This is a genomic window from Bacillus cereus group sp. MYBK220-1 (assembly GCF_051916445.1).
Lineage (GTDB): Bacteria > Bacillota > Bacilli > Bacillales > Bacillaceae_G > Bacillus_A > Bacillus_A cereus.
This window is the reverse complement of sequence record NZ_JBQAGQ010000003.1, coordinates 455,698-480,901: the sequence shown is the minus strand read 5'-3', so window position 1 is coordinate 480,901 and position 25,204 is coordinate 455,698. Positions and strand designations below refer to the sequence as shown.

Sequence of the window (25,204 nt, the reverse complement as noted above, 5' to 3'; positions counted from 1 at the left end):
TCTTACATATCCTTTCTTGTACGCGCTCATCCATGTTTCGTTTACCATATGATAAAAGTGAGTCCAATAAAGGAGGTATGTTCATGTATCCATATTATCAACCAATTCCAGTCCGTTCAGCACCTATTGGTCCAGTAGGCGACTCACGCTTCTTCCCGTTTTTTGGCGTTCCCTTTCTAGCTGGAATTGCTGGTGGATTGCTCGGCGGAGCATTAGCTTTCGGCCCTCGACCATTTTATCCACCTTATCCACCACCTTTCCCGCCGCCAGCACCTTATCCTTGTTACGGTGGACCATGTCAGCAACCATACTATTACTAGGTTAAAGTAACGATTCTTTCAAATATTATTCTCTCAACGAGCCATCTCATTACACGCTTATAATAAAACTATTGTTTCTACTCATCCTTCCATTTTTGGAGCATATGAGTAGAAAAAAGTAAAAACCTCTTATGGACATAAGAGGTTTTTACTTTTTTTCATTATTCAGCGTCTGTATTTTGATACGCCATCTTAAACAACTTCACTTGGCTATCAATTTCTTCTGTACTACCATTAATAACATAATAGTAATCACCATCTTTATTTTGTTCACGTGTTTTCACATTATCAGCTAATGTAAGCTGTAAAATCGCCTTAATTCGTGCCTTCATTTCAATATCTAATATCGGGAAAGATATTTCCACTCGCTTCTCCATATTTCGCGTCATCAAATCAGCTGAAGATAAATATATTTTCTCCTCCCCATTATGATGGAAATAATAAATACGGCTATGTTCTAAATATCTTCCAACAACACTAACTACACGAATATTTTCACTTACATTTGGAATACCAGGTCGTAGGCAACATGTTCCTCGAACAATGAGCTCTACCTTTACTCCAGCTTGTGATGCTTCGTACATTTTTTTTATTAACGGTTTATCTGTTAATGAATTCATCTTAGCGATAATATATCCATTTCCATATTGCCTATGATAACGGATTTCTTCATCTATTAAATCCATAAATTGCTCTCTTATATCAAATGGAGCAACCGATAAATGATGAAAATGTGGCTTTGTTGTATAACCACTTAAATAATTAAAGAAATTGGTTGCATCGACCCCAAAATCTTTTCTTGATGTAATATATCCAAAATCAGTATATAACTTCGCTGTTGCATCATTATAGTTCCCAGTTCCCAGATGTACGAACCTTTCGATTTTTCCGTTTTTTCTCCTTACAACTAGCGTAATTTTACTATGTGTTTTCAAGTGACTGACACCGTAAATAACATGACAGCCTGCCTGTTCCAATTCTTTAGCCCAGTGAACATTGTTTTCTTCATCAAACCTTGCCTTTAATTCAACTAATACCGTCACTTGTTTTCCCTTTTCAGCCGCTATCTTTAACGCCTGAATAATCGGTGAATCACCACTTACACGATATAACGTTTGTTTAATCGCAAGTACATTCGGATCGTCTGCCGCATCACGGACAAAATCAACTACCGGCTGAAATGATTCAAAAGGATGATGTAATAAAATATCATGCTCAATTGCTTTTTCAAATACATCTTCTTCATCACCTAAATCTTGAGGCGGTTGCGGAATAAGAGCTGGATATACAAGATGTTCATATAAAGGAGCTAGTTTTTTATATAAAGAAAACAAACATGTCAAATCTAATGGGCCATCCATTATATATACATCTTCATCTTTTACTTCCAGAACCTCATATAATAACGCTAATACTCTTTCATCAATGTGTTCTTTCCCAACTTCTAAACGTACAGCAGCCCCCCACTTACGCTTTTTTAATTCTTTTTCAATTACCTTTAATAAATCTCTCGCACCTTCTTCATGAATCGTTAAATCTGCATTGCGTGTAATACGGAAACGAGTAACAGATGATACTGTATATCCCGTAAATAATTTATGAGTAAAGCTACTAATTACGTCTTCTAATAAAATAAATTTATGCTTTTGCCCTTCGCTCGGTAAAATTATGAAGCGCTCAAGTAATGAAGGAACTTGTACAATCCCTAACTTCGTCCTGTTTTCTTCTTCCGCTTGCTTCTCATCATATAAAAGAGTAGCCAAATTCAAACTTTTGTTTAATAACATTGGAAATGGGCGATATGCATCAATAGCTACAGGAGTTAACACCGGAAAAATTTGCTCGTCAAAATACTCTTCTATAAATTCTCGCTGCTCTTTCGTCAAATCATTGAATGTTAAACGTTCAATTCCCTCTAACTCAAGTGCTGGTAATACATAATTTTTAAATGTATCATATTGTACTGTCATTAGTGCATGGGCTTTTATCGCAATTTTATTTAATTGCTTTTTCGGTGTTAAGCCAGCTTTATTTTCTGGTTGATTAAATCCAGCACTCACTTGATCCTTTAATCCCGCTACACGTACCATAAAAAATTCATCTAAATTCGAACTAAAAATACTAATAAATTTCAATCTTTCCAAAAGTGGATTATTTGCATCTTGCGCTTCTTGTAAGACACGTTCATTAAATGCTAACCAACTTAACTCTCGATTATTGTAATAAGCTGTATCATTTAAATTTACTGCATTCCCCTTCAATAATTCCATTCTCTTCACACTTCCCCTTGAAACTTTTTTACTATAATTTAGTTAATTTCATTTTATCAAATTACAATATTACAAAGTGTAAATTTTTCGTAAAGACATCCGTACAACCTAATGTTTTAGTTCAAATAATAAATTAATATTCGTTTTTAATACTCTTTCTAACTGTTTTTTTTGTTTTTCAGCTTGTACTTTTTCTGCTAATGCCGATTGTTCACATAAAACTTTAAACATTAATCCCTCTTCGCTTTCTGTTATAGATATGGTATCAATAAGCGATCGTTGCCTTACATTTAAAGTAGCTGAAAATTGTAAAACAGCTCCTAACAGGCGGATTTTTTTTTGTTCGCTTTTATCAAACCAACCTTCAAATGGAGATAAATGTTGTTTAAATAACATTTTTGATTTATACGATGCAATAAGCGCTAGCCTTACTCGATCTTTATGCATCATGCCATCAATTGTCTTATTCGCTAATAAATAAAACGTATGTAAACGGCTCGCTTCTTCGTCTATATATTTGCCTATATTAAATACTTTCGCAGCTTGATGGAACACTTCCCAGTCTTTTACTGTCATAGAAATAAGCCCTATTTCCTCAAGTTGTTTGCAAATTAATCTTCCATGTTTAATAAGTTGAATAACAAATTCCATGTCCATTTCGTATTCATGTGATAGTAAATGCAAACTTTCTTCAACTACGTTCGGATAATATGAAATCCCCAAATCTTTTGTCAACTCTTCATAGAAAACACCTTCTCTTAACCCTTTTCTACTTAATACAAATGCCGGTGCCTCTATAACATTAACAAGTGTATGAAATACTTCAACCGCTGGAATAATCGTATCTGCTCGATCTTTTGCTAATCCTTCCAATTTCTGAAGTTCTATGAACGACAATTTTTCCAATTCCTCTTTTACACTTTCAATATCTTCTTCTTTCATCTTGTATAAATGTAATCCTGCTATAGGATAACATATTAAATTTTGATGGATTTTTACTAAGTTCCTAGCACTACCACCAATTGCAATAAGAGGCAATTTCTTATTGATTAACCATGGTAACTTTCGAAATTGAAACTCTAAATACTGTTGCATTCCCTCTAACTCATCTTTAGTAGGAATATCACCTTTAATAAATTGTTGCTTTAAAGAAAGTGCCCCAAAAGGAAAACTATGGTACTCTAAAATCTCTCTATTTCTAAAGTATGTAACTTCCGTACTTCCCCCACCAATATCTACCGTTATTCCTTCTGAAAACGATGTAGAATTCATAACCGCCAAGTATCCGTAACGCGCTTCCTCATACTCTGATAATACTCTAAGAGTAAAGTCCGTTTGTCCTTCAACAAGCTTTTTAATTTCCTCTTGATTCTCCGACTGTCTAATTGTTGCTGTTGCAACACAAAGTACATGATGCAACTGATGGAATCTTGTACTTTCTTGAAATTGAAATAATGTCTGTAATAATACTTCTATTCCCTCTTCATTCAATACACCATCAATTAAGTAATTCCTTAACCTAGCAACAACTTTCGTATTTTCAATCTCTTTATAAAAACCTCCATTTTGCTTTTCATAAATAACTAAACGCATTGTATTAGATCCAATATCTATAATGGCATACTGTTGTTTTAATATTTCTTTCAAACTTCTCACTCTTTCATTATCAAATTTCAAAAACATATTCTATTACTATTATACAAAATAGTTGTTTTTTGTAACAATATTGCTTTAATATTGAAAATATATACAATCACTTTTTGCGTATAATAAATACCTATTTTATTTATGGTATAATAATGAAAAATTGAAAGGAGATTCAATATGAAACCTTCACAACCACAATCTCAATTACAAAACCAACATTCTATTAATCGACTAGCTCAATCTATTTTCGTTGTGAATCGTCATGCTAAAGCAGCTACTAATCCTAAATATTTATACTGGTTAAAAAAGACAGCTTTAGAACGTTTGATCGCTGAAAAAAAAGCAATTAAAGAAGGATTGCATTTTTCTAGAAACCCACGTTTTAGCCAACAACAATCTGATGTCCTTATACGTTTAGGCGATTATTTTTTCCACATCCCTCCTACGAAAGAAGATTTTCGAATTCTACCGCATCTTGGTCATCTTGAATCCTCCTATCGAAATCCGAAAACAACCTTATCTTTAACAGTAGCAAAAAAAACACTTCAAGATTATATTGGTCCTGAAGCATTAAAACAAGAAAAAAAATTAAGTGAGCCTGTTCCATGGTATAGTCGTACTTATACAAAAAAATAAAACAGTTTGGCCAAGTGTAGGCCAAACTGTTTTATTTTTTCTCTTCTTTAATTTTAATATTTGCTTGTTTATAAAAAGCTACTTTTTCTGTATTATAAGACTTTGTAAATTCATTAAATTTATCTTTTTCTGACTCAATATCCTTATAAGATTGATTTACTACTTTTACTTTTTCACTAATATCTTTTAATTTAGTACCTTTATCTTGTAACATTGTATATAACTCTTTTTCTTGTTTTAAAGATTTGTTATAGCTGTCATACATTTTATTAAATGAATCGTGGCGTTTCTCATACGTGCTTTTCACTTTATCAGCTTGATCTTTCAATTTCTTATCTTCAATTTTCTTCACATACTTATCAGCTGACTTCACTTCTTCTTGCGCTTTATTTAAAACTTCTTTTTCTTTTGTAAGCACTTTTTCTCGTTCAGTTGTATTTTTCACTGCTTGATTCAGTTTTTCTTTAACAGTTTGATTATTATCTTTTCCTTCTTGAACAATCTGGTTATATAATTCTTGTCCTTCTTTCTCTAAAGTCTCAAGTTTTTTTGCATCTTCAAACATTGTTTTTTCTTGTTTAGCAGCGTTTTCAAACGCTACATATAATTCTTCTTCTGGTTTCGGGCCGAAACAACCGGCTAATAAAATCATTGATAATGTAGTTACAATTGCTAATTTACTATATTTCAACATCTCTTCCTCCTACTTATAAACGACCATCGTGTAATATAAAAAAGTTATAAAATATGTAATTGTTCTATACACTCGCATCTTTTTTACGAAGATCATTAATATTGTTTGTACAAATTATTACTTGATATTACATTATTCTTTTTGAATTATTTAGCAATTCCATATCCATCTTTAAGTATACTACTTCGTGTTTTTTAAGGCCTGTTCACACTATGTATTACTTTAATATCCACGGAATTTCACCTCAGTCTTAATAAGACTATAATAGTTCACCTGATAAAAGGTGATCGCTCCGCTCTCACGTCTATCATTCCCTTTCCAGCTTTCTATCAATTAATCTCTTTGTTCATTTTACACAGTACAATCGATATCTCGCAACAACTTACAAATATTCTTTTCATTTCCTAAAAAGGAAAAGTGTAGAGCTTGCTTTCCTCTACACTTTTAAAATAAAACACACTGTGCAAATTGCATTGGCACTACCATCATAATTATATGCTTATTTCATATATTTTTAAAGACTTTTATTACAAACGCGGCGTTTTTTTGTAATAAAAGTCAAAAAAATGTTACAAATAAAACATCTTCCTATCATATATCTTCAAATCAAAGCTTCACTCATTTTCCTGCAAATTTCTATACTGGTACAATTGATTTTGCGACTTTCTCAACAGTTCTTCAAACGTTTTTCCTTCTACTGGATAGCTAGCTGCTCCAAATAAAAGAGTGACACTGAGTAAATCACCTTCTATTTCACTTTCAATATTTTTCATTAATCGTTTTGTTATTGTTGATGTTTCATGACCATTATCAATTGCTACAATAACGTACTTATTTTCATCCCACTTTGTAACAACATCACCCTTCCGAATTGTCTTTACAATGGTACTCTCTAATTTTTGTACTAACACTCCCAACTTTTTTTCTTGCAACGTGTCTTTTAATCCTTCCCATTCTTTTACAGAAAGAATGTACACTGTAATATTACGAGAATCTCTTTCAGATAAAGCAGCTACTTTCCCAAAAAAATCAACAACAAAATCATTGCTTGCCATTCCTCCTACTTCCATACCCATACGCTCGTTCGCTCTTTTATCGTACCAATGTCCAAAATAATAACTTAGTATCATTTGCAATATATAAATAATAAAGACGGTATAAAATGATCGTGAATCCAGTTTTGCAATTACATCCTGAAGTGCAATCCATTCTGTAACTGCCACAGTATTGCCAAGCAATAATCCACTAATTTTCCCTTTATGTTTCATACTTTTCCCCCTTTTATACCAATATATGTTTCTATATCAATAATGTTTTTCTACAAAATAAAAAATGTACATATGCAATGTACATTTCTGCTTAAGCTTGTATACCTTTTCTACTCTATTTCATATATATAATATATAACTTTTATAGAAAGGAGTAATCTATATGCTACAAAAAGAGAATCTATCAGATGCTATGCGTTTACTAGCTGGTTTTCTATTATCATTAAAATTATTATTTACCTCTTTCGGGATACACTTTATTACAAACGATCAAATCGACGCTATTGTTAATGTTGTTTCATTTTTATTTATTCTATACTTTGGCTACAAAAATAACTATGTAGGAAAAAAAGGAATGGAGCAAAAGAAAATACTCAAAAAACACAACCTTCACTAAAAAAGGAACCTTTTGTACAGGTTCCTTTTTATCATTGACGCACAACAACTTCATTTGTTTGCAGTGGGCCATATGATATCTCTTTATCTTGAAATGTATATGTAGCCTGAAAGAATGTTTGTTTAAGAGCTTTATCTTTATTAGCTTTTATTTTACAACGTAGTTCCACCTTCTCATTCGGTAACAAATCATCAATTCGCCATCTAACAAGCTGGAATAAAAACTCACTTATCCCCTTATCAACTTTTAAAGAATTAGGAATATAAGCAAAGTAATCTCGAATCATATGACTTACAACAACTCTCGAAATCATTTCTACCCCTTTATTTTCCACTTCAATTCGCATAATAAGTATGTCGTTTACATCGTAGGTCAATTCATACGAAAACTGTTCTGTATACATACTACCAATTTGTAATGTAACGGCTACTTGAGGAAATTCGTTTTCCTTTTTCGATCCGTCAATCCACAATACTGGTTGTAGCGGTATTGAATACTTTCCTGTATCCGAAATTCGTCCCCATATTTTCATAATATATATTCACCTCATTTCAGATGTAACATACACACAATGAATTCCCCAAATTACTAAAGCTTGCTACAAGCAATGTTTAATATTTCTCTTCCTTTTATCCTATTCGACAATATGAAGAAAAAACCATTTTTCATCTATTAACAGAAGGTGTTCTTTATGAAATTTTTTTACAATTTACTTCATTCCCTTCATAGCAATATTCAGTATGGCTCACTCGTTCTCTACTCATACGAAAGAATATTTTGACGTAAGAAAAAGTTTGCCTTATAGTCAAATTTGACTATAATATTCTTTATGGCATATCAGTGCACTTATGGAAAAGAAATTAAAATCAACTATACATTAAAATTTTTTATCCACTGCACTCAAAACTTAATATAGTTTACTTATTTCTAAAGGAGGGTTATATTTGGAAACTCAACCATTAAAAAAAGAAGCCAACAAGACAAAATTTGTTGTTGCTGGTTTACTGCTTGGTATATTAATGGCCGCAATGGATAATACAATCGTTGCAACCGCAATGGCAACAATCGTTGGAGACCTAGGAGGATTTGATAAGTTTGTTTGGGTCACATCAGCTTATATGGTAGCAACAATGGCAGGGATGCCTATCTTCGGGAAACTTTCTGATATGTACGGGCGGAAACGTTTTTATATTGGGGGCCTCATTCTTTTCTTATTCGGTTCTGCTCTTTGCGGAACAGCTTCAAGTATTGAGCAATTAAGTATTTATAGAGCTATTCAAGGGATCGGTGGTGGTGCCCTTATGCCTATCGCCTTCACAATTATGTACGATATCTTCCCACCAGAAAAACGCGGGAAGATGACAGGACTATTCGGTGCTGTTTTCGGGACATCTAGTGTATTCGGTCCTTTATTAGGTGCTTATATTACAGACTATATAAGTTGGCATTGGGTCTTCTATATTAATATTCCATTAGGACTTATCTCCTTTTTCTTCATTACTAAATACTACAGTGAGTCTCTAGAATTTAGAAAACAAAAAATTGATTGGGCTGGTGCTATTACACTTGTCATAAGTATCGTTTGCTTAATGTTCGCATTAGAACTTGGTGGTAAGGAATATGCCTGGAATTCTACTGTAATTATTGGCTTATTTACAACAGTAGTTATTACGCTTATTATTTTCTTCTTTGTAGAACGAAAAGCAACCGAGCCTATTATTTCGTTCCATCTATTTAAAAAACCTTTATTCGCAGCTAGTCAAGGAGTTGCCTTTTTCTATGGTGCCGCTTTTATTATCTGTACAGTTTATATTCCAATCTTCATTCAAGGCGTTCTTGGAGGTTCCGCCTCTAATGCTGGATTAATTTTAACACCAATGATGGTTGGTTCTGTAATTGGAAGTCAAACAGGAGGACAATTAGCTTCTCGAACAAGCTATCGTAACATTATGATGGTATCTGGTGTCTTCTTCGTTCTTGGTATTTATTTATTAAGTACTTTAACAATGGACACACCTCGTTTACTCGTAACACTATTTATGATTCTCGCTGGGCTTGGTGTTGGCTTCTCATTCTCAGTATTAAGTATGTCTTCTATTCACAAGTTGGAAATGCGGGACCGTGGTTCGGCGACATCAACAAACTCATTCTTCCGATCACTCGGTATGACCCTTGGTGTAACGATTTTCGGTACAATTCAAAATCATATTTTTACAGATAAACTAAACTCTGTATTCCCCCCTGAACTAGCAAAATTAGCTCCAAAAGGCGGAGACACAAGTTTCTTATTATCACCAGGCGCTACCGCAAAAATTCCTGCTGAAATATTAGCGGGTATTAAAGAAGCTCTCGCTACATCTATTGCGAATACATTCTTCTGGGCACTCATCCCGGCTGTACTAAGTATTATTTGTATTTTACTTATGGGAAATGAACGCCTCTTTACAGGCCCTAAAAAGAAAGAAAAACAAAAGCAAGTTAGTTAATATAAAAAAGAAGCGGCATATTCCTTTATGAAAAAGGATATGCCGTTTATAATATGTATAAAGTGAAACTTTAATCAGTGGGGGATGTTCATCCCCCACTGATTATTAGCCCACACCAATCGGGCTTTTACGGGCAGTTAATCCCCACCTAACTTCTTTGCTTCCGCTGAATTTTTGGGTGGGGATCTTACTGGATAAAGTTTTTATATACAGGAGTTGAGACAGCATGAGCATGAAATTAGTCATTCTCGGCTTGCTACTCGAAGGAGATAAACATCCATATGAAGTGCAGCATATTATGAAAGAACGACAAATGGATTGTTACATTAAATATGCTAAAGGATCACTTTATTACGCCTTCGAGCAATTAGAAAAGCAAGGGGCAATTCATATTACAAATGTAATTAGAGACACAAATCGACCTGACAAAACGATTTTTCATATAACAGAAGAAGGCAAAAAACTATTCCACACTTTACTATTAAAACAATTCGAAGCCAAAAACCAAATATATAAACCTATTTATTCAGCCTTATCTTTCGCTCACTTTAGCAATGATCACGAATTAGTTCCTATTTTAGAAAAAAAGAAAAACGATACTCTTCAATATTTACATACTATGCAAACGATATATGATTGTAATAAAGGAAAGGTTCCACGTGCACAACTATATATTTTGCAAAGTGTAATTGAGCATATTACAGTTGAATTACAATGGCTAAACACCCTCCTTAAAGATGCTATAGCAGGCCGACTTTCAGAAGTTGCTATAGATGAAGATTGAGCTATGAAAGAAGACATCCCTACTTCTTTCATAGCTCAATTTCTCTTTTCATACTGTAATATTATTCGTTACTCCAGAATATAAAAAGTCAGAATACTAAGAAATAAAAACTTTAGAATTTTCTTATTTTAAAACAGTAGACAAAATTCCAAAAATTATGTTAAAATTTGTTTCAATATCATATCGCTTGTTAAATTCCTTTCAAAAGGAAAATAGGTACACGAAAGTTTTGTTTCGTGTTTAAAAGGGAAGCTTGGTGAAACTCCAACACGGTCCCGCCACTGTAAATGCTGAGATTTCTTTTTGGTGCCACTGTGAAAACGGGAAGGTAAAAGAAATTATATGAAGCATAAGTCAGGAGACCTGCCTGTTTTAACAACACTGATAGATTCACGGATGATGATGAGGTGTTAAAACAAAAAGGAAGGCTTATTTTCTATGTCTTTGTACTTTTTGTTATAGGTATTTCCTAGTAAACGGAAATGCTTACTTTCAATTAGGGAGGAATTTAAAATGGCAATTCAAACAAGTAACTTAGGTTATCCACGTATCGGACTACAACGAGAGTGGAAAAAAACATTGGAAGCTTTTTGGTCCAATAAAATCGATGAAGAACAATTTTTAACAACAATGAAAGAAATTCGCCTTCAACACGTAAAAGTACAGCAAGAAAAAGGGATTGAACTCATTCCAATTGGCGACTTTACATATTATGATCACGTTTTGGATACTGCCTATATGCTAGGATTTATTCCATCACGTTTTTCTGAGTTTACATCTTACCTTGATGTATATTTCGCAATGGCGCGTGGCTCTAAAGATCACGTAGCTTCCGAAATGACAAAATGGTTTAACACAAACTATCACTATATCGTTCCTGAATATGAAGAGGGATTACAAATCTCTTTAAAAGATAATCGTCCCCTTCGCTTATACGAAGAGGCAAAACAAGAATTAGGAGTAGATGGAAAGCCTGTTATTTTAGGACCATATACTTTCTTAAAATTAGCTAAAGGCTATACACAAGAACAATTTCCTACCATTTTAAAACAGTTAGTTGCACCTTACGTACAACTGCTTTCAGAACTACATACAGCTGGTGCACCAGCCATTCAAGTTGATGAACCGATTTTCGCTTCTTTAACTAAAAAAGAAGTTCAACAAGCAAAAGAAATTTATGAAGCTATTCGTAAAGAAGTTCCAAATGCGACTCTTCTTTTACAAACATATTTTGATAGCGTAGAAGAAAACTATGAAGAAATTATTACATTCCCGGTATCCGGTATTGGATTAGATTTCATTCATGGTAAAGAAGGTAATCTAAATGCTATTTCAAAATATGGATTCCCAGCTGATAAAACTTTAGCTGTCGGTTGTATAGATGGCCGTAACATTTGGAGAGCTGACCTTGATGAAGTTCTTGAGTTATTTACAACGTTACAAAAACAAGTCCAAACGAAAGATATCATCGTTCAGCCTTCTTGTAGCTTATTGCATACACCAATCGATAAAACAGAAGAAACTCACTTATCGACTGAGCTGTTTGATGCGTTAGCATTTGCAAATCAAAAATTAGAAGAGTTAGTTCTTATTCATTCCGCTCTCACTCAAGGTACAGAAAGCATTAGTAATGAGCTGGAAACATATCGAAACGTACATCATACAATTCGTTCATCTGCTGCACGTAACCGAGAAGATGTCAAAGCAGCACGAACAGCACTAAAAGAAGAAGATTTTTCACGTCCTCTTCCATTTGAAAAACGATACGAATTACAACAAGTTGCTCTAGAGTTACCGCTATTACCAACAACGACTATTGGTAGCTTCCCGCAAACAACTGAAGTTCGTCAAACGCGAAAAGAATGGCGTAACGGTGTTATTTCAAATGAACAATATGAACAATTTATTGAAAAAGAGACAGAAAAATGGATTCGTTACCAAGAAGAAATTGGGCTTGATGTCCTTGTACATGGTGAATTTGAAAGAACTGACATGGTCGAATATTTTGGTGAGCGTCTTGCTGGTTTCTCATTCACTAAAAACGGTTGGGTACAATCATACGGTTCCCGCTGCGTAAAACCACCTGTTATTTATGGTGATGTAGCCTTTATTAACGGCATGACTATTAAGGAAACAGTTTATGCGCAAAGCTTAACAGAGAAAGTTGTAAAAGGAATGTTAACCGGACCTGTTACAATTTTAAATTGGTCCTTCGTTCGAAATGATATTCCAAGAAAAGAAGTTTCGTATCAAATTGCACTAGCTCTTCGTCACGAAATTGAACTACTTGAATCTTCCGGAATTAGAGTAATCCAAGTCGATGAGCCCGCACTTCGTGAAGGAATGCCACTAAAAGAAAAAGATTGGGATGCTTATATTACATGGGCAGTACAATCCTTCCTTTTAGCAACTTCTTCTGTAGCAAATGAAACACAAATTCATACTCATATGTGTTACAGTAACTTCGAAGATATTGTTGACGCGATTCGCGCATTAGATGCAGATGTAATTTCTATCGAAACATCAAGAAGTCACGGAGAATTTATTGATACATTAAAACATACAACATATGAAAAAGGCATCGGCCTAGGTGTATATGATATTCATAGCCCACGTGTACCGAGTAAAGATGAAATGTATACAATCGTAGAACAATCTTTAGAAGTATGTGATCCTAAATATTTCTGGATTAATCCTGATTGTGGTTTAAAAACGAGAAGAACAGAAGAAGTTATTCCAGCTTTAGAACATATGGTGCAAGCAGCGAAAGATGCTCGTTCCCTTTTAAAAACAAACGCATAACAAAAATGGGTTATCCTTTTCTCAGGATAACCCATTTTTTATTCTTTACTTTCAAAAAAGAATTCATATTGTATTTTATATAATTCATCATCCGTTGGCTCTTCAAGAGGAATTGCTTGTAATACAACTGTATACTCACCATTTGGAATAGGTATTTGAAATTTATTAGAAAGAATACTCGTTATAACGATACTTTCATTTTCAACTGTAAAAGGAACCGTAATCGTTCTAACTACTTCTTCTTTTTCAATATGTTTCCCTGGGGTCACTTTCACTTCACAAGTATAATCAGAAAGTGCTTCAAAAATAACAGTTCCATCTGCCTTAGCATAACCTCTTTCAAAATCTTCATCAGTCCAATCTACATAAGGCTGCTCACCGTCATAGTTCATCAACATTAATTGCGAATAAGAAATCGTTAACTCCATAGTTCCCCTTCTCCTTCATTATGAAATATACAACTACTACTTCACTTCAAATTTTACTCGCGTACCATCTGGGTATTTATCTAACTTATTCCCTACCCAAGAGCCTGCTCCACGGTTATCCGCCGGACTTATATATTCAATATGTGCTCCTTTTCCGCCTTCCTTGCACATCGCCATTGGCCATTCATCACGATCATACCCTTTTTTTGATGGATATGGTGCTAACGACAATTTCCTTCTATCTGCAGCACCACCACGATCGATTGTACAAACTTCTGAATGCCCTTCTTTTATAGCATCCGTAATATGTTTTCCTGTCTCTGGATAACGTTCTTTCGGAAATTCTAACACTTGATCATACGTATTCGTTTTCTTTACACTTGTTTCCTCTGGCACAAGTACTTCATAAACTGCTACTAAAATAGACAGAATTGCGATAATTGAAATGATAATACCTTTTAATTGCTTCATGTATACCTCCATGTTTCTACCAGTTTCTTTTCCTCCGTTATTATAACAAACTTCTCCTGTATATGTTTTCAGACATTATTTTAGTTATTCCTTGCCATTCCGCCAAAAATTTTCATTTTTTCACTAATGCTGTAGAAAACTAATAGCCTTCCGACATTCTTTTTCAAAGGAAGTCCTCATAAAAGATTGAAATGATATATACGATACTTTTTGGGGAGGAAATATGATGGAAGCTACCTATAAAACGAAAGATGTCACGAATAAAACAGGCATCCCAAAACATATAGTTCGCAAATATAGTCAACTGTTAGAGGAACATGGTTATATGATTTCCAAAACAGCTGATGCTCGTATTTATAAACTTGATGATTTAAAATTATTGAAATCTATACACGAAAGAGCTGCTACATTACAAGAAGATATTTCAGAAACGATACCGATTATTTTAAAAGAAAAAGAGGCCCCACCTGTACCAGTTATACAAGATAAGCAAGAGATACAAACGAAAGAAAAAGAAGATGGGCGTAACTTTGAGGAGTTCATGTTAAAACTTGAAATGCTAGCTCAATTAAATGAGGCAATTATTCATCAAAATTCTACTTTAATTACACAAAATCGTTTAAAGGATGAGAAACTAGACGAATTGATGCAACAAGTTTATGTAAAAGAAGGCTCTCAAGAAAAAATGCTTCAAGAGTTAGTCGATCACGCCGCTCAAACAGATGCACTGCAAAAAGAAAAGATGGACTTATTAATGAATCATATGTATAAACGAGAATCCAAACAGGAAGAAAAAATGAATAAACTTGTTAGTCAAATTTATAATAAAGACAGTAACCGTGATGCACAGCTTATGCAAGTTATTCGAGAAATTCAAGAAACAAAAAGAATGGTTGCTGCCTCAAAAGAGCAAAGCTTCTTTCAATCATTTAAAAGTTTATTTAGCCGAGCAAAACAAGAAAAAACAAATGAATAAACAATATAAAATAAAAAGTTACCTTTCATCGGTAACTTTTATTCCTTATTTTGTACAGCTGGTAATATAATAATTGCTTCAGTGCCTTTTCCACTTTCACTCTTATATTCCAATGTACCATTATGCGCTTGTAAAATAATAAATGTTACCATAAGTCCTAATCCTGTCCCTTTTTCTTTTAAAGAATAATATGGTTGCCCAAGCCTTGCTAACTGTTCTTTCGTCATACCAACACCACTATCTTTAACTCTTATTATGATTGTTTCATCTTTTTGAATAGCTGTTACTTTTAAATATCCTTTATTTCCTTGAATTGCTTCAATACCATTTTTAACAACATTCATAATGGCTTGCTTCAATTTTGTCTTATCACCAATCGTATAAAGACTTTCTGAAATTTCAACTTGTAAATATACACCTTGCATCGCTGCAAATGACGACATAAGAGTGGTCATTTCTATTAATTGGGCTGATAAACAAATGTGTTCTTTTTTCTCAATTTGTGGCCTTGCTAAATTTAAGTAATCTGAAATAATTTGTTCCGCCCGATCCAATTCAGCTAATACGAGACGCATATAATCCTTATTCTTCACATCTTCCGTACTTTCTAGCAATTGGATAAATCCACGAACAACAGTTAGTGGATTTCGAACTTCATGTGCCACACTTGCTGCTAACTCACTTACAATATTAAGCTTTTCTGATTTTTGCATCTCTGTACGTAGCAATGCATTTTCATTTAAATATTCAGTTAAATACACCTGGAATACCATTGTCATGACCATGATAAGCGAGGCAAATATAAATCCGCTATATATTTGCGAAATATACGGTGTAAATCCTGTTTCCAAAAGAACATTAATCATGCCTAATACTAAAGAAACAAGCACATAAAATGATGAAATCATAAATGCTAAAATTAATTTCTTATCCCTTGAAAAAAGAGACCATTTCTTTGATAAAAATAGCGGAACTATCAATAAAAATATTACTTCTAAAACTGGAAGAAAGCTCATTCCCTTTAGTAACCATTCGTATGCAACAAAAATAACCGCTGGGATTAAACCAACAATCCCACCATATAAAAAACCACTGACAATTGGAATGGGATGAAAGTTATACCCACACACATTGCCAAAACAAATAGAGTATGTCATGGAGAGAACGAGCGTAACGCTAGATAAAAACATAATAAAGTAACGATTTGGCTTCGGAGGCATTTCTTGATAGCGATTTAAACGAATCGCTTCATATAAAAATAGTGGCAAAATTATGATGGCAATTTGAATCAATAAATCACGGATAAGCTCCATAACCTCTCATCCCCTATATGTATTTTGATATGATTATATCATTTTATAGGTGTATTTGTTTTAAAATTTTGATTTTTCTTAACATATTTGTTAATTCTTTGTTAACAACTCATAATAATTGTTACAGATTTTCGAAATGATTGTAAACCCTGTACCAAATTTCCTTCGTGCAGTATACAATGAATACGGATTACAAAGAAAATATAAAAATACTTTTTTAGACGGACAACTATAGCAAAATACAGCATATAATCCATACTATCTATGTTTACAAATAAGTGATCATTACTTTAGTAGGAGGAAGATAAATATGGCGGGTACTACGCTTGTTTTAAAAGAAGAAAATTTGGTTGTTCTAGAAAATGTTGAAAAATCAGTATATGAAGAGTTACAGCATAAAGCGGGAGAAGAAAACTGCACATGTGCTGTGAACGAATCAGTTGTTCACCTTGGCAAGGTATCCTCTGTACTCTGGAATGAAGATGAAATAGATTGGGAATACGGATATTAAAAAGTCGCTTATAGCGGCTTTTTTTCTCTTTTCTCTCTCTTTCTAAATAACATATACAAAGCGTAATCATAGAAAATATGATAAAATGAACTTAATTTTCAAACGGAAGAAAGGGAGATACAATGGAACAATTCATTAACCCTAGAGTGAAGGATATCCAAATTTCTGGAATCCGTCAATTCTCTAACATGATTCAAAACTATGATAATTTGATTTCTTTAACAATTGGACAACCCGATTTCCCTACACCTTCTCTCGTGAAAGAAGCGGCAAAACGGGCTATTACAGAAAACTATACAAGCTATACACATAACGCTGGTTTACTAGAATTACGTAAGGCAGCTTGTAACTTCGTAAAAGATAACTACGATTTACATTACTCACCTGAAAACGAAACCATCGTTACAATCGGTGCTAGCGAAGCAATTGATGTTGCATTCCGAACGATTTTAGAGCCAGGAACAGAAGTAATTTTACCTGCTCCTATTTATCCAGGTTACGAACCCATTATTCGATTATGCGGTGCAACGCCTATTTTTGTAGATGTTCGTGAAACTGGATTTCGTTTAACAGCTGAAGCGCTTAAAAATGCTATTACAGAAAAAACAAGATGTATCGTACTACCGTATCCTTCTAATCCAACTGGTGTAACTTTATCCACAGAAGAATTAAAAGATATTGTAGATGTTTTAAAAGATAAAAATATTTTCGTCCTTTCAGATGAAATTTATAGTGAGCTTGTATATGAACAAAAGCATACATCTATCGCACATTTCCCAGAAATGCGTGAAAAGACAATTGTCATTAACGGTTTATCTAAATCACATTCTATGACTGGCTGGCGTGTTGGACTTTTATTTGCACCAAGCTATTTAGCAGGACACATATTAAAAGTTCATCAATACAATGTAACGTGTGCTACTTCAATCGCTCAATACGCTGCAATTGAAGCATTAACAGCAGCTAAAGACGCACCAAAAATGATGCGCCACCAATATAAAAAACGCCGTGATTACGTATATAATAGACTCACTCAAATGGAATTAACAGTTGAAAAGCCAACAGGTGCATTTTACTTATTCCCATATGTTGGTCATTTGACATCTTCATCATTTGATTTTGCACTTGATCTTGTCAAAGAAGCGGGACTAGCTGTAGTTCCTGGAACAGCATTCTCTGAATACGGTGAAGGCTACCTTCGCTTGTCCTATGCGTATAGTATCGAAACTTTAAAAGAAGGCTGCGACCGATTAGAAGCCTTTCTAATGAAAAAAGCTAAGAGTTAAACTCTTAGCTTTTTTATGCATAATGATCACAAGTTTGACGTTTTAGTAATTTATGAGGAATAATGATACACTTTGCAGTGGATTCTGCATTCTCTACTTTATCAACTAAAGCTTTTGCTGCCTCATATCCTAGCTGATAAATATTCACATCAACTGTCGAAAGTGGAGGGCTCGCAATTTCTGATAATAAAGCATTATTAAAGCTTACAATAGAAACATCTTTCGGTACAACGAATCCTTTTTTAGAAAGAGCACTTAACACACCAAGTCCAATTAAGTCATCGGTTGCCATAATTGCCGTTGGCGGTTGCTGCAGTCCCATTAATTCCTCAACAGCTTGTTGACCACTTTCCCTCGAAAAATCAAAATGTAAAATATATTCTTTTGGTAATACAATGTCTGCTAATTTCAAGGCATCACTCATACCAGCTAAACGATCTCTCGTTACAAGTAAATCTGATCCACCACCAATGAACGCGATTTGCTTATGCCCTAATGAAATTAAATATTCTGCCACTTCTCTTGCAGCTGTATAATTGTCATTATCTACATATGTAATTTCATCTTTTCGATCATATGGTTTTCCTATTAAAACAAACGGGAAATTTTGTTCATGTAAATATTGAATAATCCGATCATTCTCCCTTGAATATAAAAGAATAATGCCACCAATTTGGCGTCCCTGTACCATCTTTACGACACCATTAAAAATTTCCTCTTCCGTTTCACCTGTCGACATGTAAAGCGCATAACCTTCTACGTGTGCAAATGAACTAATCCCTCTTATAACTTCTGGGAAAAATGGATTTTGAAAAGCTTTACTTGCAGAACTTGGCATAACAAGACCAAGTGTTTTCGTCGTTTGGTTCGCAAGATTTCTCGCATTTAAATTGGGATGATACCCTAATTCACTCATCACTTTCCTAACACGGCGCTTTGTCTTTTCACTTATACTTGGATTATCAGCAATTACACGAGAAACTGTTGATGGTGCCACATTCGCTTGCTTCGCCACATCTTTAATTGTAACTGTCATAAAAATCCCCCTCCTCTCATTTCTCTGCCATTTTTCATATATTTTATCTCGCACTCATTGCAAGTCATAAACTTTCATTTCTTATATCTTGCAAAACTAATCCTATTCTCCCTCTTCATGTATTGTAAGGGATATAGCTATTTTTTCCTATACTATAATATACTATTTATTTCACTTCTTTTCACATGTGATGTCAAATCTCTTTTCATCTCCCTATAAACTTATTTATAGGGAGATGAAAAGAAAAATGGGACGTAATGTCCCATTTTTCATCCTTTTGTACCTCCAGCTGTTAAACCAGAAATAAAGTATTTTTGTAGTGATAGGAATAAAATTGAAATTGGGATCGCAATTAACACAGAACCCGCTGCAAACGTTGTAAATTCATTACCGAATTTCTTCGCAACCATTTCATATAATCCAACTGCTAAAGTATAATTTTCTGGTGTTCGCAAAATAATACTCGCTAAAATGAAATCTGTAAATGGACCAATGAAAGTAAATAACGCTACAACCGCTACGATTGGCTTTGCAAGTGGCATAATGATTTGCCAAAAAATACGAAAATGCCCTGCTCCATCCATTCGAGCTGATTCATCTAGTTCTTTCGGAATCGTATCAAAATACCCTTTCATAAGCCATGTATTCATCGGAATAGCCCCACCTACATAAATTAAAATTAATGCAAGGTGTGTATCAATTAATCCTGTTAATTGAGCTAATACGTATAAAGCAATTAACGCTGCAAAGTTTGGAATCATTTGCAGAATTAAAAATGTTAATAAACCATTTTTTCTTCCAACAAAACGATATCTCGAAAATGCATAAGCAGTAAAGCTAATTGCTAACACTGAGAAAATCATCGTTAAAACACTTACTTTTAATGTGTTTTTATACCATAGTAAGTAATTACTATTCTCTAGATCTAATAACTTACGATAATGATCTAACGTTGCATTTTGTGGAATAATACTTGATCCAGATAAACTATCACCCGGATTAAACGATGAGCCAATAATCCATAATAACGGATAGAAAATGATGGCACACATTACGAAAATAACTAAATAACTTAATGAGAGACGTAACATCTTCTGTCTTTTAATATTCATTTACATCATATCCTCTTCTTGGAATGATTTTGTTCTCTTAAATTGCCATAACGCAACTGTAATAACAATTAACGATAATATCATTGTAAGAGCTGCTGCTTTTCCATACTGCGCTGAAGTCATCGTTAACTTATAAATCCATGAAATTAAAATATCCGTTCCACCTGCGTCTTGTCCAGCTACAGCAGGACCTCCACCGTTAAATAGATAGATGATACTAAAGTTATTAAAGTTAAACGTATATTGCGTAATTAATATTGGTGCTGTTGCATATAACACAAGTGGCAATGTAATTTTGCGAAACTGTTGCCAAGCTGTCGCTCCATCTACTGTAGCCGCTTCATATAATTCTCCCGGAATCGATTGCAGTATACCTGTTGTCATCGCAAAGATAAACGGGAACCCAAGCCACGTTTGAATCATAATTAAAGCAATCTTCGCCCAAAATGGATCTGTCATCCAAGCAATCTTTTCAATTCCGAATAAAGCTAATACTTGATTGTTAATCGCTCCGAATGTTTCATTAAACATACCAGAGAAAACAAGAATAGATACGAATGCTGGAACCGCCCACGGTAAAATGAAGATTGTTCGAATAATCGCCTTTCCTTTAATACCGGGCTGATTTACGATAATCGCTAAGAAAATACCAAGTGCAACTTGTAATGTTGTTGCAACGAATGTCCAAATAACAGTCCAAGAGAATACACTTACAAATGTCTCTCTCCACATCGGTAAAGTGAAAATATCAATAAAGTTTTTAAAGCCCACCCAATCTACTAATTTAGCTGGAGGAGAATGATATAAATCATAGTTTGTAAATCCAATTAAAATTACGAAGATGATTGGAAATACAACCACAAAGATAAGTAGTAGAAAACCTGGTGAAACCATTAAATAAGGAAAACCTTGATCTAACAAATTACGGTATTGCTCTTTTACAGAATTTAACGGTGTTCCGCTATCACGTTTCTTTCCATTTTGGTATGCATCATATAAGTTAAATGCATATATGCCGAGCCCAAAAGCGATAACGATAAGGGCCAAGATTCCTTCTACTAATAGAAAAACAGAATGGTCACGTGGAACTTCTGTACCAAGCGTTACAATACCCCATAATCCCATATTTAATAAATCAGCAAAGGCTACAATAAATGAACCTGTTAATACTAGAAAAATAAGACCTTTTACAAATTGTTTATTATACATTTGGCCCACGCCTGGAATGATTGATAACATGGTTGCCATTTTCCTATGCTTTGAATGGTTTAACCCATTTGCTGGTTCCATAGATGTTTGCATGTTCCTTCCCCCTTTTTTCTTCCTACATGGAAGGGAGAGAATTCGTGCCTCTCATATTCGAGGCACGAATTTCACCTTATTTTTTCTTGTTATGATTTGCCTCAATATTACCTTTAATTTGTTTCACTGCACTATCAAGCGCCGCTTTTGGTGCCTCTTTATCTGTAACAACTAATTGAAGCGCATCTCCAGCTGGTTTCCAAACTTCTTGCATTTCTGGAATGTTTGGCATTGGAATTCCATTTTCAGATTGCGTTGCAACTGCTTTTGCAGCTTCGTTATCTTTAATAATTGGATCTTCCATTACTGATTTTACTGGAGGAATTTCTTTTGTTTTCTCAAATCGAATTTTTGCGTTTTCTTCATTTGTTACCCACTCAGTGAATTTTGTAGCTAAATCATTTTGTTTAGAGAAACTTGTTACATGCCATCCTTTAACCCCAACAAACGTTTTCATTGGTTGACCATTTGGTAATTTCGGCATTGGAGCAACGCCATAATCAATCCCGTTCTTTTCCATTGCTTGGAACGCCCATGGGCCATTCATGATAGAAGCTGCTTTTCCTTCATTGAATAGTCCATCAGCAGCAGGCCCACCTGATTCACCGATAATACCTTTTGGGAATAATTTTTCCTTGTACCATTTTTGAAGATATTCAGCACCTTGTACTGCTCCGCTATTATTTAATCCAACATCACTTGCATTTGGCTTTCCATCTTTTTCACCAAATACATAACCGCCCATACCTGCCATGAATGCATTAGCAAAGTAGAAGTTATCTCCTAATGCTAAAAATCCGTACTTGCCATCTTTCGTAAATTCTTTTGAGAAGTTAAACAGCTCGTCCATCGTTTCTGGCGCTTTTGGCATTAGTTTTTTATTGTAAATAAAGACTGGTGTCTCAATTGCTTTTGGTAAACCATATAATTTCCCATTATATGTCTGTGCTTCTATTGATGAATTAGTAAATTTACTCTTTACAGCATCATCTGCTTTCACTTCAGAAAGTAAACCTTCTGTTACTGCATTTCCGATTTGATCGTGTGGCAATGTTACAACATCTGGTCCAGTCCCCGCTGGCCCATCAAGGCGTAACTTCTTCACTTGATCTGTCATTTGCATTTCAACAACTTTTACTTTTACTTTATATTTTTCCTCAAAGCTTTTCACTGCTGGTTCTAAACCAACACCTTTTTTATCATCTTCCCAAACAAGAAGATCATAGTCTTTTTTCGCTTTACTTTCCTCTTTTTTCCCTGAATCTTTCGGCCCACATGCAGATAACATACCAATAGATAATGCTGAAACCGTTAATAATGATAATGCTTTCTTCATCCCAAAAACCTCCCTAAATTGTCTATGTACCTCAGTAACTGAAAACGTTTGCATTTAATAGTTTAATTGAAGCGCAAACAATATCTCAATCTATGAAAACGTTTGCGCTATTTGTCTATCATTATACATTCTTTTATTCATTTTGCAAATATTAATTTAAAAATTATGTCATTATACTCTTTATACATTGACTTTATATGAAATGAATACTACTCTTATAAGCAATATTAAAGCTACGAGAAAGGCAATCGTTTGCAATATAGGCTTTATTATTACACTTAAGGGAATACTATGTATAGAGATATTGAAGGGGGATTTTCTATATGTTTAAAGAAGCCATTTATCATAGGCCGAAAGATAATTATGCATACGCTTATGATGAACAAACAATTCACATCCGAGTACGTACTAAGAGAGATGATATTCAAAGCGCCGATCTTATTTACGGTGATCCTTACGAATGGAAAGACGGGAAATGGATATCAGCAAGTACACCCATGAAAAAAACGGGTTCTACTGCATTATTTGATTATTGGTTCATTTCAATCGAACCAAAATTTAAGCGCTTACGTTATGGGTTTGAATTAAAATCTGAAACAGACACTCTTATTTATGCAGAGCGAGGATTCTTTTCTAGCATTCCAAATGATGATGTTGGTAACTTTTTCTGTTTTCCATTTATTCATGCAGATGATGTATTCAAAGCACCATCTTGGATTAAAGACACCATTTGGTATCAGATTTTCCCTGAGCGATTCGCTAATGGCGATAGTACGCTGAATCCAGAAAACACCCTCCCTTGGGGAAGTGCGAATCCAACTCCAACTAACTTTTTCGGCGGAGATTTTTCTGGTGTTATTCAAAACCTTGATTACCTTGTTAAGCTTGGCATTTCCGGAATATATTTCACACCTATTTTCAAAGCTCATTCAAACCATAAATATGACACAATTGACTATATGGAAATTGACCCACAATTTGGGACGAAAGAAACTTTTAAAGAGCTCGTTGAAGAATGTCATAAGCACGGTATAAAAGTAATGCTCGATGCTGTGTTTAATCATAGTGGATACTTTTTCGAGAAATTTCAAGACGTACTAGAGAATGGTGAGAAGTCCGCATATAAAGAGTGGTTCCACATTCATGAATTTCCGATTATAACAGAACCACTTCCAAATTATGATACTTTCGCCTTTACACCGTATATGCCAAAATTAAATACAGCTCATCCAGATGTAAAAGAATACTTACTTGAAGTAGGACGTTATTGGGTACGAGAATTCAATATAGATGGCTGGCGCCTTGATGTCGCCAATGAAGTCGATCACAACTTTTGGAGAGAATTCCGAACTGAAATAAAGACACTAAATCCTGAAGTATATATTTTGGGAGAAATTTGGCACGATGCCCTTCCGTGGCTACAAGGCGATCAATTTGATGCTGTCATGAGCTATCCTGTTACAAACGCTCTACTTTCTTACTTTGCTAACGATTCCATTAAAGCAAGTGAATTCATGAAGCAAATTACAGAATCTCTACATTCCTACTCTATGAATGTAAATGAAGCAGCATTTCATTTATTAGACAGCCATGATACTCCAAGAATTTTAACAACATGCAACGGAGATAAAAATAAGTTGAAATTGCTCTATGTATTCCATCTTTCTTTCATCGGCTCTCCTTGTATTTATTACGGAGATGAAATTGGTATGGATGGCGGCATGGACCCTGATTGCCGTAAATGTATGATTTGGGATACTAAAGAACAAGATCATGCATTATTTACCCATATACAAACATTGATTTTATTACGGAAACAACATAAAGCATTTGGAGGACATGGTACTTTTCAATTCATCGAAGCAAATGATGAACATAATTATATTTCTTATACGAAAACATATGAGGATGAAACTATCTTTTTCGTTTTAAACCCTACTAATAGTGAAGTTACAGTTTCACTCCCTCTTCATGTTACTGGTAAGAAAATAATTAACATTTATACAAACGAAGAATTTTCAGCAGAAGCAAGTGTATTACAAGTTACACTTCCTCCATATGGATTCTCCATATTAAAATGGTAATCCAAAAAAGCCTTATGCCAAGTTTGAAGTGGCATAAGGCTTTTT

General features: G+C 34.2%; 22 protein-coding genes and 1 riboswitch. Of the genes, 10 read left to right on the top strand and 12 right to left on the bottom strand.

What is annotated here, in order from left to right; genetic code table 11:
* The first annotated feature begins 83 nt into the window (after positions 1-83).
* Positions 84-320, top strand: coding sequence for a hypothetical protein (locus ACTFRU_RS16270; RefSeq protein ID WP_000283738.1), 237 nt, complete (start codon positions 84-86; stop codon positions 318-320).
* A 161-nt stretch (positions 321-481) separates the two neighbouring features.
* On the opposite strand, the gene ACTFRU_RS16265 is transcribed toward ACTFRU_RS16270, so the two are convergent.
* Positions 482-2,590: a polyphosphate kinase gene (locus ACTFRU_RS16265; RefSeq protein ID WP_000421680.1), complete on the bottom strand. Its 2,109-nt coding sequence runs from the start codon at positions 2,588-2,590 to the stop codon at positions 482-484.
* Between the two features lie 108 nt (positions 2,591-2,698).
* The gene (gene ppx / locus ACTFRU_RS16260) at positions 2,699-4,273 is read right to left on the bottom strand and encodes an exopolyphosphatase (RefSeq protein ID WP_116344706.1); all 1,575 of its coding nucleotides are present in this window, start codon (positions 4,271-4,273) and stop codon (positions 2,699-2,701) included.
* 141 nt (positions 4,274-4,414) lie between these two features.
* Here ppx and ACTFRU_RS16255 point away from each other — a divergent pair, with 141 nt between their 5' ends.
* Entirely contained in the window at positions 4,415-4,873 is a 459-nt protein-coding gene (locus ACTFRU_RS16255) for a YkyB family protein (protein ID WP_000804864.1), read from the top strand.
* A gap of 31 nt (positions 4,874-4,904) precedes the next feature.
* Here the strand turns inward: ACTFRU_RS16255 and ACTFRU_RS16250 are convergent, their stop codons facing one another.
* Both ACTFRU_RS16250 and ACTFRU_RS16245 read right to left on the bottom strand, forming a co-directional pair.
* On the bottom strand, positions 4,905-5,567 hold the full coding sequence (locus ACTFRU_RS16250) for a YkyA family protein (RefSeq protein ID WP_000922498.1): 663 nt from the start codon (positions 5,565-5,567) through the stop codon (positions 4,905-4,907).
* Between the two features lie 614 nt (positions 5,568-6,181).
* Complete coding sequence (locus ACTFRU_RS16245) at positions 6,182-6,835, bottom strand: diguanylate cyclase domain-containing protein (protein ID WP_000680811.1); 654 nt, start codon at positions 6,833-6,835, stop codon at positions 6,182-6,184.
* Positions 6,836-6,998: 163 nt separating this feature from the next.
* Here ACTFRU_RS16245 and ACTFRU_RS16240 point away from each other — a divergent pair, with 163 nt between their 5' ends.
* Entirely contained in the window at positions 6,999-7,232 is a 234-nt protein-coding gene (locus tag ACTFRU_RS16240; protein WP_000939448.1) for an SPP1 phage holin family protein, read from the top strand.
* Between the two features lie 31 nt (positions 7,233-7,263).
* On the opposite strand, the gene ACTFRU_RS16235 is transcribed toward ACTFRU_RS16240, so the two are convergent.
* The gene (locus tag ACTFRU_RS16235; RefSeq protein WP_000708120.1) at positions 7,264-7,764 is read right to left on the bottom strand and encodes a hypothetical protein; all 501 of its coding nucleotides are present in this window, start codon (positions 7,762-7,764) and stop codon (positions 7,264-7,266) included.
* Positions 7,765-8,176: 412 nt separating this feature from the next.
* Between ACTFRU_RS16235 and ACTFRU_RS16230 the strand changes: the two genes are divergently transcribed.
* The 3 genes from ACTFRU_RS16230 (at position 8,177) to metE (ending at position 13,304) form a co-directional block, all read left to right on the top strand.
* Positions 8,177-9,718, top strand: a complete 1,542-nt coding sequence (locus ACTFRU_RS16230) for an MDR family MFS transporter (protein ID WP_000449912.1) — start codon at positions 8,177-8,179, stop codon at positions 9,716-9,718.
* 226 nt (positions 9,719-9,944) lie between these two features.
* Positions 9,945-10,502, top strand: coding sequence for a PadR family transcriptional regulator (locus ACTFRU_RS16225; RefSeq protein WP_000062062.1), 558 nt, complete (start codon positions 9,945-9,947; stop codon positions 10,500-10,502).
* 197 nt (positions 10,503-10,699) lie between these two features.
* Positions 10,700-10,887: riboswitch (cobalamin riboswitch) on the top strand.
* A gap of 128 nt (positions 10,888-11,015) precedes the next feature.
* Positions 11,016-13,304 (top strand): 5-methyltetrahydropteroyltriglutamate--homocysteine S-methyltransferase, encoded by a 2,289-nt coding sequence (gene metE, locus ACTFRU_RS16220; RefSeq protein ID WP_001007610.1) that lies wholly within the window; start codon positions 11,016-11,018, stop codon positions 13,302-13,304.
* A 38-nt stretch (positions 13,305-13,342) separates the two neighbouring features.
* On the opposite strand, the gene comJ is transcribed toward metE, so the two are convergent.
* Together comJ and nucA are read right to left on the bottom strand one after the other, a co-directional pair.
* Positions 13,343-13,732: a competence protein ComJ gene (gene comJ, locus ACTFRU_RS16215; protein WP_000424030.1), complete on the bottom strand. Its 390-nt coding sequence runs from the start codon at positions 13,730-13,732 to the stop codon at positions 13,343-13,345.
* 36 nt (positions 13,733-13,768) lie between these two features.
* Complete coding sequence (nucA, locus tag ACTFRU_RS16210) at positions 13,769-14,203, bottom strand: DNA-entry nuclease (RefSeq protein ID WP_000811494.1); 435 nt, start codon at positions 14,201-14,203, stop codon at positions 13,769-13,771.
* Between the two features lie 226 nt (positions 14,204-14,429).
* On the opposite strand from nucA, the gene ACTFRU_RS16205 reads away from it, so the two are divergent.
* Complete coding sequence (locus tag ACTFRU_RS16205) at positions 14,430-15,179, top strand: DUF3967 domain-containing protein (protein WP_000388471.1); 750 nt, start codon at positions 14,430-14,432, stop codon at positions 15,177-15,179.
* Positions 15,180-15,217: 38 nt separating this feature from the next.
* Here the strand turns inward: ACTFRU_RS16205 and kinB are convergent, their stop codons facing one another.
* Positions 15,218-16,492: a sporulation sensor histidine kinase KinB gene (gene kinB, locus ACTFRU_RS16200; RefSeq protein ID WP_025709085.1), complete on the bottom strand. Its 1,275-nt coding sequence runs from the start codon at positions 16,490-16,492 to the stop codon at positions 15,218-15,220.
* Positions 16,493-16,802: 310 nt separating this feature from the next.
* Between kinB and ACTFRU_RS16195 the strand changes: the two genes are divergently transcribed.
* Together ACTFRU_RS16195 and ACTFRU_RS16190 are read left to right on the top strand one after the other, a co-directional pair.
* Positions 16,803-17,003: a hypothetical protein gene (locus tag ACTFRU_RS16195; protein WP_000929280.1), complete on the top strand. Its 201-nt coding sequence runs from the start codon at positions 16,803-16,805 to the stop codon at positions 17,001-17,003.
* 122 nt (positions 17,004-17,125) lie between these two features.
* A complete protein-coding gene (locus ACTFRU_RS16190) occupies positions 17,126-18,289 on the top strand; it encodes an aminotransferase A (protein WP_000434577.1) in 1,164 nt (387 codons plus the stop codon).
* A gap of 13 nt (positions 18,290-18,302) precedes the next feature.
* Here ACTFRU_RS16190 and malR read toward each other — a convergent pair whose 3' ends face one another.
* The 4 genes from malR to ACTFRU_RS16170 all read right to left on the bottom strand — a co-directional run bounded on the left by malR (position 18,303) and on the right by ACTFRU_RS16170 (position 23,075).
* On the bottom strand, positions 18,303-19,325 hold the full coding sequence (gene malR, locus ACTFRU_RS16185; protein ID WP_000219053.1) for a maltose operon transcriptional repressor MalR: 1,023 nt from the start codon (positions 19,323-19,325) through the stop codon (positions 18,303-18,305).
* A 269-nt stretch (positions 19,326-19,594) separates the two neighbouring features.
* Positions 19,595-20,437, bottom strand: a complete 843-nt coding sequence (gene malD, locus ACTFRU_RS16180) for a maltosaccharide ABC transporter permease MalD (protein ID WP_001022608.1) — start codon at positions 20,435-20,437, stop codon at positions 19,595-19,597.
* The gene (malC, locus tag ACTFRU_RS16175) at positions 20,438-21,739 is read right to left on the bottom strand and encodes a maltosaccharide ABC transporter permease MalC (protein ID WP_001194996.1); all 1,302 of its coding nucleotides are present in this window, start codon (positions 21,737-21,739) and stop codon (positions 20,438-20,440) included. It abuts the gene before it with no gap.
* Between the two features lie 76 nt (positions 21,740-21,815).
* Positions 21,816-23,075, bottom strand: a complete 1,260-nt coding sequence (locus ACTFRU_RS16170; RefSeq protein ID WP_000709923.1) for an extracellular solute-binding protein — start codon at positions 23,073-23,075, stop codon at positions 21,816-21,818.
* Positions 23,076-23,398: 323 nt separating this feature from the next.
* Here ACTFRU_RS16170 and ACTFRU_RS16165 point away from each other — a divergent pair, with 323 nt between their 5' ends.
* The gene (locus tag ACTFRU_RS16165; RefSeq protein ID WP_000471775.1) at positions 23,399-25,159 is read left to right on the top strand and encodes an alpha-glycosidase; all 1,761 of its coding nucleotides are present in this window, start codon (positions 23,399-23,401) and stop codon (positions 25,157-25,159) included.
* Positions 25,160-25,204 lie beyond the last annotated feature (45 nt).

Coding starts and splice junctions, on each gene's coding strand:
- ACTFRU_RS16270 (WP_000283738.1), top strand. CDS start 84: ATGTATCCATATTATCAACCAATTCCAGTCCGTTCAGCACCTATTGGT.
- ACTFRU_RS16265 (WP_000421680.1), bottom strand. CDS start 2,590: ATGGAATTATTGAAGGGGAATGCAGTAAATTTAAATGATACAGCTTAT.
- ppx (WP_116344706.1), bottom strand. CDS start 4,273: ATGTTTTTGAAATTTGATAATGAAAGAGTGAGAAGTTTGAAAGAAATA.
- ACTFRU_RS16255 (WP_000804864.1), top strand. CDS start 4,415: ATGAAACCTTCACAACCACAATCTCAATTACAAAACCAACATTCTATT.
- ACTFRU_RS16250 (WP_000922498.1), bottom strand. CDS start 5,567: ATGTTGAAATATAGTAAATTAGCAATTGTAACTACATTATCAATGATT.
- ACTFRU_RS16245 (WP_000680811.1), bottom strand. CDS start 6,835: ATGAAACATAAAGGGAAAATTAGTGGATTATTGCTTGGCAATACTGTG.
- ACTFRU_RS16240 (WP_000939448.1), top strand. CDS start 6,999: ATGCTACAAAAAGAGAATCTATCAGATGCTATGCGTTTACTAGCTGGT.
- ACTFRU_RS16235 (WP_000708120.1), bottom strand. CDS start 7,764: ATGAAAATATGGGGACGAATTTCGGATACAGGAAAGTATTCAATACCG.
- ACTFRU_RS16225 (WP_000062062.1), top strand. CDS start 9,945: ATGAGCATGAAATTAGTCATTCTCGGCTTGCTACTCGAAGGAGATAAA.
- metE (WP_001007610.1), top strand. CDS start 11,016: ATGGCAATTCAAACAAGTAACTTAGGTTATCCACGTATCGGACTACAA.
- comJ (WP_000424030.1), bottom strand. CDS start 13,732: ATGGAGTTAACGATTTCTTATTCGCAATTAATGTTGATGAACTATGAC.
- nucA (WP_000811494.1), bottom strand. CDS start 14,203: ATGAAGCAATTAAAAGGTATTATCATTTCAATTATCGCAATTCTGTCT.
- ACTFRU_RS16205 (WP_000388471.1), top strand. CDS start 14,430: ATGGAAGCTACCTATAAAACGAAAGATGTCACGAATAAAACAGGCATC.
- kinB (WP_025709085.1), bottom strand. CDS start 16,492: ATGGAGCTTATCCGTGATTTATTGATTCAAATTGCCATCATAATTTTG.
- ACTFRU_RS16195 (WP_000929280.1), top strand. CDS start 16,803: ATGGCGGGTACTACGCTTGTTTTAAAAGAAGAAAATTTGGTTGTTCTA.
- ACTFRU_RS16190 (WP_000434577.1), top strand. CDS start 17,126: ATGGAACAATTCATTAACCCTAGAGTGAAGGATATCCAAATTTCTGGA.
- malR (WP_000219053.1), bottom strand. CDS start 19,325: ATGACAGTTACAATTAAAGATGTGGCGAAGCAAGCGAATGTGGCACCA.
- malD (WP_001022608.1), bottom strand. CDS start 20,437: ATGAATATTAAAAGACAGAAGATGTTACGTCTCTCATTAAGTTATTTA.
- malC (WP_001194996.1), bottom strand. CDS start 21,739: ATGCAAACATCTATGGAACCAGCAAATGGGTTAAACCATTCAAAGCAT.
- ACTFRU_RS16170 (WP_000709923.1), bottom strand. CDS start 23,075: ATGAAGAAAGCATTATCATTATTAACGGTTTCAGCATTATCTATTGGT.
- ACTFRU_RS16165 (WP_000471775.1), top strand. CDS start 23,399: ATGTTTAAAGAAGCCATTTATCATAGGCCGAAAGATAATTATGCATAC.